At 35.9% G+C, this 12449-nt stretch carries 13 protein-coding genes; 4 read left to right on the top strand and 9 right to left on the bottom strand.

Annotated features, from left to right (window positions below; genetic code table 11):
- Positions 1 to 195 precede the first annotated feature (195 nt).
- Positions 196 to 1386 (top strand): lytic murein transglycosylase, encoded by a 1191-nt coding sequence (locus GSY74_RS02760; RefSeq protein ID WP_164663586.1) that lies wholly within the window; start codon positions 196 to 198, stop codon positions 1384 to 1386.
- Between the two features lie 123 nt (positions 1387 to 1509).
- On the opposite strand, the gene GSY74_RS02755 is transcribed toward GSY74_RS02760, so the two are convergent.
- The 7 genes from GSY74_RS02755 to GSY74_RS02725 form a co-directional block, all read right to left on the bottom strand.
- A complete protein-coding gene (locus GSY74_RS02755) occupies positions 1510 to 1779 on the bottom strand; it encodes a hypothetical protein (protein ID WP_164663585.1) in 270 nt (89 codons plus the stop codon).
- Between the two features lie 2 nt (positions 1780 to 1781).
- Positions 1782 to 2495: a 1-acyl-sn-glycerol-3-phosphate acyltransferase gene (locus GSY74_RS02750; RefSeq protein WP_164663584.1), complete on the bottom strand. Its 714-nt coding sequence runs from the start codon at positions 2493 to 2495 to the stop codon at positions 1782 to 1784.
- Positions 2473 to 3504, bottom strand: a complete 1032-nt coding sequence (locus GSY74_RS02745) for a hypothetical protein (protein ID WP_164663583.1) — start codon at positions 3502 to 3504, stop codon at positions 2473 to 2475. Before GSY74_RS02745 ends, GSY74_RS02750 begins: the two co-directional genes overlap by 23 nt.
- Positions 3504 to 4178, bottom strand: a complete 675-nt coding sequence (gene purQ / locus GSY74_RS02740) for a phosphoribosylformylglycinamidine synthase subunit PurQ (RefSeq protein ID WP_164663582.1) — start codon at positions 4176 to 4178, stop codon at positions 3504 to 3506. The genes GSY74_RS02745 and purQ overlap by 1 nt, the downstream gene beginning before the upstream one ends.
- Positions 4178 to 4417, bottom strand: coding sequence for a phosphoribosylformylglycinamidine synthase subunit PurS (purS, locus tag GSY74_RS02735; RefSeq protein ID WP_164663581.1), 240 nt, complete (start codon positions 4415 to 4417; stop codon positions 4178 to 4180). The genes purQ and purS overlap by 1 nt, the downstream gene beginning before the upstream one ends.
- Positions 4418 to 4559: 142 nt before the next feature.
- Entirely contained in the window at positions 4560 to 5270 is a 711-nt protein-coding gene (gene purC / locus GSY74_RS02730; protein WP_164663580.1) for a phosphoribosylaminoimidazolesuccinocarboxamide synthase, read from the bottom strand.
- Positions 5271 to 5291: 21 nt separating this feature from the next.
- A complete protein-coding gene (locus tag GSY74_RS02725) occupies positions 5292 to 6605 on the bottom strand; it encodes a S41 family peptidase (RefSeq protein WP_164663579.1) in 1314 nt (437 codons plus the stop codon).
- A gap of 168 nt (positions 6606 to 6773) precedes the next feature.
- Here GSY74_RS02725 and GSY74_RS02720 point away from each other — a divergent pair, with 168 nt between their 5' ends.
- Genes GSY74_RS02720 through GSY74_RS02710 form a run of 3 tightly spaced genes read left to right on the top strand, consistent with a single transcriptional unit; the run spans position 6774 to position 10928 of the window.
- Entirely contained in the window at positions 6774 to 9350 is a 2577-nt protein-coding gene (locus GSY74_RS02720) for an ATP-dependent Clp protease ATP-binding subunit (protein ID WP_164663578.1), read from the top strand.
- Between the two features lie 45 nt (positions 9351 to 9395).
- On the top strand, positions 9396 to 10028 hold the full coding sequence (locus tag GSY74_RS02715) for a tetratricopeptide repeat protein (RefSeq protein WP_164663577.1): 633 nt from the start codon (positions 9396 to 9398) through the stop codon (positions 10026 to 10028).
- A 6-nt stretch (positions 10029 to 10034) separates the two neighbouring features.
- The gene (locus GSY74_RS02710; RefSeq protein WP_164663576.1) at positions 10035 to 10928 is read left to right on the top strand and encodes a GGDEF domain-containing protein; all 894 of its coding nucleotides are present in this window, start codon (positions 10035 to 10037) and stop codon (positions 10926 to 10928) included.
- Here GSY74_RS02710 and pdxA read toward each other — a convergent pair.
- Positions 10910 to 11833 carry a 4-hydroxythreonine-4-phosphate dehydrogenase gene (gene pdxA, locus GSY74_RS02705; RefSeq protein ID WP_164663575.1) on the bottom strand — a complete coding sequence of 308 codons (924 nt, stop codon included), beginning with the start codon at positions 11831 to 11833 and terminating at the stop codon, positions 10910 to 10912. The genes GSY74_RS02710 and pdxA overlap by 19 nt on opposite strands.
- Positions 11830 to 12449 (bottom strand): murein L,D-transpeptidase family protein (locus GSY74_RS02700; protein ID WP_223157438.1); only part of this gene is annotated, 620 nt, incomplete at its 5' end. The genes pdxA and GSY74_RS02700, both read right to left, overlap by 4 nt.

Below are 12449 nucleotides of genomic sequence, written 5' to 3'. Positions count from 1 at the left end.
ACTTGGAATCGGAAGGCTCTGCCTCCGCTGTTCGGGAGTAAACTCTCCGTTTCCAAAAAAATAAGAATCGTATAAAAAAGCTTAATTCAACGGCATTGGGCTAAAGCCATCGGTTCCTAGTTTTGCAAGATGTCTAGTAAATCTAAAGTAGTAAATGATATACTTCACAAAAATAGAGAAAAAAGGTTTATATCTATGAAAAAAAGTATCATGGTTCTGCTTTTAGTTTTAGGAACAACACAAATAGGTGTTGCTAAAGAGTGTAAAAATAGAACAAGTTTTAGTAATTGGTTAGGGCATTTCAAACAGGATGCCCTTAGAAATGGAATCTCTCAAAAAACAGTCAACTCTGCTTTGAATGGTCTAAAATACAGTCCGTCTGTCATAAAAAAAGATAGAAAACAGAATCAATTCTCACAAACTTTCTCGGGGTTTTCTAGTAAGCTAGTATCTCAATATCGACTTAACAAAGGTAGAAAGCTAATAAGAAAATATGGAACACTTTTTAGGAATATAGAGAAGAGTTATGGTATTCCTGCTTCTGTCATCACAGCATATTGGGGGCTAGAGACGAGTTTTGGTGCAGTCCAAGGAAAGTTTAGTACCATCCGTTCACTAGGAACACTGGCTTATGATTGTAGAAGAGGTGAGAAGTTTAGACCAGAGCTTTTAAGTGCTTTAGCTCTGATAGATAGAGGAGACTTGAAATTATCAGAGATGAAAGGGGCATGGGCAGGAGAGATAGGACAGACTCAATTTTTGCCAAGTTATTATCTTAAATATGCTGTTGATTTTGATAAGGATGGCAGACGAAATCTAATTAAAAGCGTTCCTGATGCTCTAGCTTCAACTGCAAACTATCTCAAAAATGCAGGATGGAGGAGAGGTGAGCCTTGGCTTGAAGAGGTTGTATTGCCTAAAAAAATGCCTTGGAAACAATCAGGAATAGAGCATAGTTACTCACTCTCTCACTGGGCTAAACTTGGAGTCAAACGAGCTAATGGTCGAAAACTAAGAGGAGGATTAAGTGCATCTCTGCTACTCCCAATGGGAAAAGATGGTGCAGCTTTTTTGGCATATCACAACTTCAAAATAGTATATCTGAAGTGGAATGAGTCTCTATTGTACTCCACCACAGCAGCCTATTTTGCTACTCGTCTAGCTGGTGCTAAAAAGGTTAGACCAAGTCGAGCAAAAATTGCATCTCTCTCTTTTGCACAGGTTAAACAGTTACAAAAGCTCTTGGTTAGACGAGGTTATGATGTTGGAGATGTTGATGGGATTATAGGTGAGAAGACTCGAAAAGCTGTTAAGCAGGTACAACAGCAATTTAAGTTGGCGGCTGATGCCTATCCTACTGTTGGGTTGTTGAAGAGATTGCAATAACAGTAATAGACTTCTTTGTTTTTAGACAAGGGAGTCCCTTGTCTCTACTGTTTTGAAATTGAAATATTGTTCGGTTCCTTATATGCAATCTGCATTTTCGGAATCGGCGTGTTTACACCCGAACTATACCATAACCTCCTGCTTAAACTTCTCTTGATTTAATTTCTTGATAAGTTTATCTTTTAGAGAACTATATCTCTCTTCATCTATAGCTAGTTTTTCAAGTAGCTCAGGTAGGTTCTCGCCATTTGCCCAATTTTTAAAAATCTTGAACTCTTTTTTGGTCAATTTTACTTTTAGTACAGTAGCTAACTCATCTTCATCTTTTAGAGGTTTCATGAGTTTCCGTATATGTTTTTCTAGTTCATCTTTTAATGCTGTTTCGCTATTCATATCTATCTATATCTTTCATTATTGTTTTTTTCATGGTCTATGGCTTTTTGCATAGTCTCTTGTAGGTTTTTATACCAATCTTTATTAGCTCTGTTGGCTATAAATGTATCTAAGTACTCTATATGCACAGTAGCAGAGTGAGCAGTTTTGTTATGTTCATTGAGAAGCTTTTTGCTATTTGTAATGATAACAGGTTGTATTTTAAGTTTAAGCTTTTCTGCTACCATCTTTGCACCGCCTTTAAATACTCTCAACTCCTGTTTATCTGTTCTAGTTCCCTCAGGGAATATTGCAAGAGTACGATGTTTTTCAGCCTCTTTAGTCTCTTTTGCATCTCGGATGAGCTTAATAAGTCCTGTTTTGTTTTCTCTATCTACATTTACCATATTTGGAAGTTTTAGGAGGTATCCAAACCAAGGAGTATCGAAAAGTTGTCGTTTTGCAATCCATCTCATATCAGTAAGTTGGGCTGCCTCCATCGCAACAATATCTATAATACCTTGATGATTCATTACAAACATATCAGCACTATTATCTCTTACTCCTTTAGTCTCTATCTTGCCACCCATAAGTTTTATAATCAAGGCATTGTAACCATGTAAAATTTTATTTCTACGATTTTTAAATATAAACATCAGTGGAACCATAACTCCAGCAGCGATAAAAGTTATGATAAATGCTCCATAGTAAAATCTAATTTTTGCAAATATCTTCATCTTTTATCCATCCTATAATGCCATTTGTATACTCTATCTTATGATATTCATCTCTCTCACCTAATTCTGTAGTGCTAAACCTCTGGTCAGTATAGAGACTAATTGTACTGTTAGGTGTTGGGAGAATATATAGGGCAGAACCAGCCTTTATACACACTTTTGATAGAGGAGTATAGAAGGTCAAAAGTATTATTGCTGCAATCACAGCTACAATTAGATAAAAAAAGTCTCTCTTCCATAAAAAAAGTAGTACCAATATAGTTATTAATCCTATGAGTGTATACTTTTTTAAAATCTCAAAGCTATCATCTTTTGGATTTAAATCTGTTTGAGCTGCAACAGAGCCATCATCAATACTGATAGGTATTTTTTTATCAATAAACTTATCTTTCATCGTATCAAAGTAGGAAAATGTTAGTTTGCTTTGCTCTGATGGTAGAACAATATGGTAGTCTCCCTCTATCTTTGAACCAGTTCGTTTTATCTTCTCTACTCCATCTTTTATAGCATCTGAAACATATATATCTTCTAAGTTCGCATCATGTGCCTCTATTGAGATAGTGATAAGATTTGTACGCTCATCATATACAGAGGCTTGATAACTTTTGATTTTTAGTCCTGATGCGATAACTCCTGAAAAATTCTCTCTTTTTCCTAGAGATTCTACAGGTATCTTGACTCCATCAAGTTCAATCTTTTTACCTTTGAGAGTTATAGTAATAGATGGAATTTGAAACAGTCTTTCTGTAGTTTTGAAGTAAAAAGTATAGAAAGTTTTAGCTCCATTTTTGATAATGACAGCATCTTTTATGACAGGCTCTCTGTCAGCAAACTGAAAGGTGATTCTCTCTTTTTGACTGCTTGTACTCAAAAAACTGATGGGGAATACCTGTTTTTCATATACTTTTTTAGGAACATAAGAGTACTCTATATCACTGGCAAAGATTGGAGATGTGAACAGTGTAAAAAATGTAACTATTAGTAAAAGATATGTTTGATAGTTTCGCATTAGGCAACAAGACCCTCTAACATTTTGACTCCATCTATAGAGCCTAAAATATCCTCAATAGCTCGTTCAGGGTGAGGCATAAGTCCAAATACATTTTTTTCAATGTTACATATACCTGCAATGGATGTAACAGAGCCATTAACCACAGCTCTCTCTCCTCGTTCATTGCAGTATCTTACTAGTATCTGCGAATTCTCTTCAAGCTTTTTGTACCCCTCTTCATCAATATAGTAGTTGCCATCAGCATGAGCTATAGGGATGTTTAGTATCTCATCTTTATCACATTTTTGCAAAAACTCATTACTATTGTTTACAACTTTGAGTGTTTGATATTTTGAGATAAAGTGAAGACCGATATTTCTCTTCAATGCACCTGGGAGAAGTCCAACCTCTGTTAGAATTTGAAAACCATTACAGATACCTAGAACTTTGCCACCATCTTTTGCATAGGCAACTATAGCCTTCATAATAGGAGAGAACTGTGCAATAGCACCTGAGCGAAGATAGTCACCATATGAGAACCCACCTGCGATAACTACCAAATTTGTATTCTCTGGTAGTTTTGTCTCTTTGTGCCACACGACTGTTGTGTCACATCCAAGTTTTTCAAAAGCATATTTAGTATCCAAATCACAGTTTGTCCCTGGAAATTGTATTACAGCTACGCTACTCATTAGATTAACTCTATGGTGTAATCTTCAATGACTGTATTGGCTAGAATATCCTCTGCCATCTTCTCTACCTCTTGAAGTGCATCATCTCGAGAAGTACTTGTAAGTTTGAGGACAATCTGTTTACCCATTCTTACATCCTCTACACCCTCGAAATTCATCGCATCTAGTGCATGGTGGATTGCTTTTCCTTGAGGGTCAAGAACACCCTCTTTTAGAAATATATTTACTATTGCTTTCATTTTACTCTTTTCTTATTATTTGTACTTATAAATTTTGAAATAAATAGTTCGGGTGTAAACACGCCGATTCCGAAAATGCAACTTGCATATAAGGAACCGATGGCTTTAGCCTCGCTAGATTTCAACATTAATTCCTTGGATATTAACCCAAGATTCGAGACAATACCTCTTCATAGGCAACTTTCAGTCCACCTAAACCTTCTCTAAATCTATCTTTATCCATCTTCTCACCTGTATTGGCATCCCAAAGTCTAAAGTTATCAGGACTTAACTCATCAATAAGAATAATATTTCCGTCCATATCTCTACCAAACTCCAACTTGAAATCCACAGCGATTAAATCTCTCTCCAGATAAAATTTTTGAAGTATAGTGTTGATTTTTCTTGCCATATATCGGATATAGTCTAACTCATCCGTACTGTTTACTAGCTCCAAGATAAGACAGTGCTGGTCATTTAGTTTTGGGTCACCAAGTTCATCATCCTTGTAGTCAAACTCTACAAGTGTAAATGGGAGTTTTTTCCCATCTTCTATTCCTAAGTTTCTACTTAGACTCCCTGTTGCAATATTTCTAACAATCACCTCTATAAGGATTACCTCACATTTTTTGTGAAGCATATGGTTGTCATCTATCATCTCTACGAAGTGAGTTGGAATACCTTTTGCATTAAGTAGTTTGAAGAGTTCAGTTGAAATTTTATTATTCAATGCACCTTTTCCCTCCTCACTAGACTTCATAGCTCCGTTCCCAGCGGTTAGGTCATCTTTGAACTCAGAGATTAGTAGAGCGTTATCTTCTGTATGCCAGATTTTTTTCGCTTTTCCCTCATAGAGTAGTTCCGTTTTATTCATTTCATTTGTCCTTATTTTCTCTTATTTATTTATCATTAATGCTTTTAGAATATCTATAGCACTTTTAAGTTGGGCATCTTTGTAGATTTGCTCCTCTGTTATAATGGTTTTATCCTCTTCCTCTTCTTCCTTCTCCACTTCTAGACCATCAACCTTTTCAAGTTCACTCTCAAGGTGAAGTTGAAGGTCTCGCTCTTTTATCGAGATACCCTCATCAGCTCTTTTTATCTCACCATAATCAACCTCTATATCAGGTGTGACTCCAACTGCTTGGATTGTTCTGCCACTTGGTAAGTAATATCTGGCAATTGTCAGACGAAGAGATTCACTATTACCAACAGGCATAACAATCTGTACAGAGCCTTTTCCAAAAGTCTTTTTACCTATAACAATAGCTCTTTTGTGGTCTTGCAAAGCACCCGATACAATCTCACTAGCACTAGCACTCCCATCATTTACCAAGATAACAATTGGTGTTTTAATATCACTATTGCTAGGTCTTGCATTATAGATAAGATTTTCACTAGCAACTTTACCTTTTTGACTTACGATTACCCCATGGTCTATAAACATATCTACCACACCGATAGCTTGGTTAAGAAGTCCACCTGGGTTATTTCGCAAATCAATCACAAAACCTTTTGCTTCGGGATGCTCTGATATAGACTTGGTCATACTACTAACAACTTTTTGGTCAAAAGAGGTTATACGGAGATAGAGAATATCATCACCAATAGTTTTTGCATAAACAGACTGTATCTCTATAATATCTCTGATAATATCTATGGTTAGAGGTCTAGATTCACCTTTTCTTATGACGGTTAGTTTGATAGGAGTTCCTGGTTTTCCACGCATTAGAGATACAGCTTTGTCTATGGTCATACCGATAGTTGCTTGGTCATCAATTTTCAGTATTATGTCTTTTGATTTCATTCCAGCTTTGTCAGCAGGTGTCCCCTCAATAGGTGCAATAACAGTCAAAGCACCATCTTTCATCCCTACGCTAATGCCCAGTCCACCAAACTCACCATTTGTTTGAACTTGCAAATCTTTTGACTCTTTTGCATTCATAAAAGATGAGTGAGCATCAAGGTTTACTAGCATCCCTTTTAGTGCTTTGTCAATAATATCACTGGTATTAAGTTCATCAACATATTGCTCTTCAACTATTGAAACAATTTTAGTAAATTTTAGATAGGCTTCCAGTTTTGAGGTGTCATTTTTTTGCGTTGTATCATAAATATCATCAGCCTGAGCATTGCTAACAAGTAACACAGAGGCAGTCACTGTGGAGAGAAAGCCAAAGAGTAGAGCTTTTTTATTTTTTTTTATCATTATTATAGTATCAATCCCATCATTATTTTAAGTTGTATTTTATTCAAATGTTACTAAAAGTTCTCTAAAATTATGATAATATTTTATTAACAGAGTTGAACTTGACAATAGGTGACTAAGGATGTATAATAATATCAACTAAACTTTATTAAAAAAAAGGATTTAAATATGAATATACTAGAAAAATTAACAAACCAAATGAGTGCAACAGTAGAGTCAGGTGTCTCTCTAGCACTACATAATAAAAATCAAGAAGTTGACCCTGTTCATATGTTGTGGGGGCTTTTGACCAACAGCAGTTCACTTCTGCATCAAGCATTTAATAAAATGAGTATTGATAAGAGTGCTATTGAGTTAGAGGTCAAAAGTATGGCAAACTCTCTGCCTACGGTCTCATCTGTCACAAAAGATACCATCAGACTCTCACAAAAAAGTGTGGCATCTTTGCAACAAGCAGAGGGGGTAATGACAGCTAATGGTGACCAGTATCTATCTGTGGATTCTTGGATTATTGCCAATATCAGCGAACCATTTATAAAAAACAGCATTGGTAAATATCTTGATTTATCAGAGTTGAAAAAGACACTAGAGTCTATAAGAGGTGGCAAAAGTATAGATACGCAGAGTGCAGATGAGGCACTAGAGGCTCTGGAGAAGTATGGAATTGACCTTAATCAAAAAGCGAGAGATGGTGAGCTTGACCCTGTGATAGGTAGAGATGAAGAGATTCAACGAATGATGCAGATTTTGATTCGTAAGACCAAAAACAATCCAATACTCATTGGGGAACCAGGAACTGGTAAAACAGCCATCGCAGAGGGGTTAGCACAGAGAATTGTAAACAGAGAAGTGCCTTTGAGTCTACAAAATATGAAAGTAATCTCTCTTGACATGAGTCGTCTTATCGCAGGGGCAAAGTATCGAGGTGAGTTTGAAGATAGACTCAAAGCTGTTATAGATGAGGTAAAGAGTGCCTCCACCGTTATTCTATTTATAGATGAGATTCATACTATCATTGGAGCAGGGGCTAGTGAGGGGAGTATGGATGCTGCGAATATATTGAAACCTGCTCTAGCTCGTGGTGAATTGCACACGATAGGGGCTACAACACTAAAAGAGTATCGTAAATATTTTGAGAAAGATACAGCCTTGCAGAGACGATTTCAGCCTGTTAAGGTTGAAGAGCCAAAGATAAATGAGGCGTTGCAGATTTTGCGAGGGATAAAGGAGAGATTGGAGTCTCATCATAATGTAACGATTACTGATTCAGCGCTGGTGGCCGCGGCAAAATTGTCTGATAGATATATTACTGATAGATTTTTGCCAGACAAAGCTATAGACCTTATAGATGAGGCGGCGGCTGAACTTAAGATGCAGATAGAGAGTGAACCGACCGATTTGGCTAAGACAAAAAGAGAACTCTCTACTATTCAGATTGAAAAAGAGGCACTTTTAATGGAAGGTGATGATAGAAACAGCTCTAGGCTAAATGAGATAGCCAAAGAGTTAGCCGACCTAAAAGAGAAGCAGATGTCACTCCAAAGCCAATTTGAAAATGAGAAGGCAGTCTTTAATGAAATAGCCAAAAGCAAAAGTAGCATAGAGGAGTTGAAAATCAAAGCGAGTGCTGCAGAGCGAGAGGGTGATTTCTCCAAAGTAGCAGAGATTCAACATGGTCAGATTCCTGAATATGAGAGGAGCGTAGGGGAGCTTGAGACAAAATGGAGTCAGATGGTAAGTGAAGGTACGCTACTCAAAAACTCTGTAGATGAGGAGATGATTGCTACTATCGTGAGTAGATGGACATCAATACCTGTAAATAAGATGTTGCAGAGTGAAAAAGAGAAAATTTTAAATGTTGAGAGTATTTTAAACCGAGAGGTAATTGGTCAGAATGAAGCACTAAGAGCAGTTGCTAGGGCAATAAAGAGAAATAAAGCAGGACTTAGTGATGTAAATCGTCCAATTGGTAGTTTTATGTTTCTAGGGCCTACAGGAGTGGGTAAGACACAAGTTGCTAAAACCTTGGCAAAATTTCTCTTTGACTCTGATAGGTCACTAATACGAATAGATATGAGTGAGTATATGGAGAAACATGCTGCTTCGCGTTTGGTGGGAGCTCCTCCTGGATATGTTGGATATGATGAGGGTGGTCAGCTTACAGAGGCAGTTCGTAGAAAACCTTACTCTGTTGTACTTTTTGATGAGATAGAAAAAGCTCATCCTGATGTCTTTAATACACTACTACAGGTACTTGATGATGGACGACTAACGGATAATAAAGGTGTAACTATTGATTTTAAAAATACCATTATTATCATGACTTCAAATATCGCCAGTGATAAAATAATGCTGTTTGATGATAGAGATGAGCGAGAAAAAGCTGTAAATGATGAATTAAAAAGATACTTTAAGCCAGAGTTTTTAAATAGATTGGATGATATTGTGATTTTTAATCCTCTTGATCTGGAGGCAATTACAAGTATTGTAGATATAATGTTTGGAGATATAGAGAAGAAATTGGCACAGAGAGATATTACCATCAGTTTAAGTGATAGTGCAAAAGCGTATATAGCAGAGGCAGGTTTTGACCCAATGTATGGTGCTAGACCTCTCAAACGAGCCTTATATGATGAAGTTGAGGATAGATTAGCAGAGCTTATTTTGGAGGATAGGGTTACAGAGGGTGCAAGTGTGAGATTTGATGTAGCAAATGATGAGATTGTGGTAGAGATAAATCCATAATTAAGTAAGATTATCATATTATTTTATAATTAACATGGAGACAATATGAGTGTATTTCAATTTTTACTTTTTATAATTTCAATTATAGTTTTTGTTTTATTTTTTAAACAGCTATTTTCAGGTGCATTCCCAAAAAGGGGTGTTGATTTTGAGGCTACCAGAGACAATGAGCAGATAAGTGGTATGAGACCGATGGATAATAGTTTTTCCATGTCTGCTCCAAGACAATCAAGAGTAGATCAACTTGTATCTATGGCAGATAGAGCTATTGAAAATAGTGATTTTATAGAAGCAGACAAGGCACTATCTTCAGCTCTAATTCTTGAAAAAGACAATTTAGACTTGCTTCTAAAACATGGCTTTGTATTAATTAATTTAGATAGATTGTCCGAAGCAAAAGAGACATATATGGAACTTCTTGACATCAATTCAGAAGAGGATATGGCTCATGTATCATTAGCAAATGTACTACATAAGTTAGATGAGAATGAGTTGGCTATAGAGCATCATAAAAGAGCAATAGAGTTAGATTCTACCTATGCTCCACACTACTTTAACTATGCGAATACTCTCTATTATACTAAAGATAGTGAGACTGCTCTGATAAACTATAAGAAAGCATTTGAAGTTGACTCCTCCTTAGAGGAAGCAGAGAGAATGATAAAAAAACTTTCATAGTATATAATGGGGTTTTTTACAAAAGATAATAAGTTTAACCTCTCTCTTGATATTCATGACAATGTTATGATTGTAAGTTCCAATGAAGAGGTTAAATATATCAACAAGGCAGGTCTAAAGTTTTTTGGATTCAACTCTTTTTCTGATTTTAAAGATAGTCATAAGCACGGTATAGATACCCTTTTCATAGAAGATGATGGATGTATCAATAGGTACTCGCTAGGTAAAAAATGGCTGACTATTATTGATAATAAAAAATCAAAGATAAAAAGAAAAACCATTAAGGTCAAACTGCATAGTCATATTGATGAGATGTCTCAATATTTTTATATAAGAGTTACTAATCTAAAAAGTGATGAATATCTACTCTCTTTTTGTAATGTAAATGATATAGAGATAGAGAAAAACGATCTTATTAAACAGGCAGACTATGACCTTTTGACTCAAATATATAATCGTGTTAAATTTAATAAAGTTTTCCCTCTAGCCATAGATAAAGCATTAATGTTCAATGAGACTTTTTCGCTTATACTTTTTGATATTGACCACTTTAAAAGCATCAACGATACATTCGGACATGCCATAGGAGACAAGGTACTCTTTGAGTTATCTCGAATTGTCAATATGAAAATTAGAAAAACAGATATTTTTGCGAGATGGGGAGGTGAAGAGTTTATTGTAGTAGCAAAATATGCAACACTGCAAGAGGCTAAAAAGATAGCAGAGACACTTCGTAAACTTATAGAGAGTCACAATTTTGGAGATTCGCTAAAGATAACATGTAGCTTTGGTGTTACAGAGTTTACCGTGAGTGATTCCCAAAGAGGGATATTCCAGAGAGTTGATGATGCGTTGTATGAGGCAAAAGATGGTGGAAGAAATCAGGTAGTTGACAAATAATCTATAGCATTCAAATAACTAAGATTGTTTAGCTCTACTCCACTATAAGCAATATCAAATGCTGTTCCGTGATCTACAGAGGCTCTGACAATTGGAAGATTCAGAGATATATTAATCCCCTCATCAAAATATAGTGCCTTTAGTGGTGCTAGACCTTGGTCGTGATACATTGCAACAAAATATCTATACTTCTTGCGAGAGTTTGGCGTAAATACTACATCTGGAACGAAAGGTTCAGTATAGACTATTTTACCAATTTTTTCATGAGCCATCTCTCTAGCTTTTACTATAAATTTCTCTTCATCTCCAAGTACACCATCATCCCCTGCATGTGGATTTAGTCCTAGAAGTGCAATCTTTTCACTTTCGTTTAGCTCTATTGAACTGAAAAAATCTATTAAAAATTGAGAGAGTTTTTGAATATTTTGAACCTCTGTGGAGATTTCTCGCAAAGGTATATGCTCAGTATAGAGTGCTACAAACATTTTGGAACAACCCAGCATCATAATAGCATCAGCATCAAAAAAATCTCTTAGAGCATCTGTGTGACCTTTGTACTCTATACCAGCCAGATCCCATGCTTTTTTATGGATAGGAAGTGTCATAATCCCATCAACTCTCTTATCTTTGCTTAATTCAACTGCTTTTTTAAAAGAGGCAAAACTATAGGCTCCACTCTCTTTAGTTACTTTTGAGGGCTCCAGAGTAAATGATTCTCCTATATTTTCACAACATTCAAAATTTTTGGGAATAGAGATATTTAAAAGCTTAGAAGCTTGTTCTAATATATCTCTGTCTATGCAGTATATAGGTTCAACTCTCTCTCCAATTTTCTCATGGTTCTCTAAAGCCAATTGGATACCTATACCGTTTAAGTCACCTACACTTATAGCTATCTTTTTCACTCTCTAATCTCAACTGTTGTTCCCAAAGCAACCATATCCCAAATAGTATTCATTCCACTGTTGGTCATCGCCATACAGCCATTTGTCCAGTCATGAGAGAGTGTATAGTCATCACCGTTTCCATTCCAAAACATAGGCACTTGTGCATGTATTGTTATTCCATTTCCAGGGTTGACTCCAAGCTCTTTTGCTCGGGTTTTATCTTCTCTATTTGGGTATGAGATAAGAATCTCTCTGTAGTACTTTTTGTCTTTTCGTTTATCAATAATCTTATATGTACCCTCAGGTGTTTTTTTATCACCTTTTTTAAGCTTTTGACCTTCAGGATTTTCCCCTAGAGATATTCTGTGACGACTCAAAAGATTATCATACTCATCAAGCAGAATCATAACTCTTTTCGATTTTACAACTACTATCTTTGAGGCTCTGTTTTTCTCAATAAGCTCATCATTCTGATACCAATCATATATAGTTGCCTCTACCATAGGCTCCTCTTCCACAATTATAGTTTTATTCTCTTCTACTTGTTTCGGAGGTTTTGGTTCAATCTTCTGCCCTATACAACCTGTAAATATCAATGTGCCTAATGTAAAAATCACTAAATATATTTTGATTT

Source organism: Sulfurovum sp. bin170, from assembly GCF_010892395.1.
In the GTDB taxonomy this organism is placed as follows: Bacteria; Campylobacterota; Campylobacteria; order Campylobacterales; family Sulfurovaceae; genus UBA1140.
The sequence above is the reverse complement of the archived record's forward strand: the minus strand, read 5'-3'. Positions and strand labels throughout refer to the sequence as shown.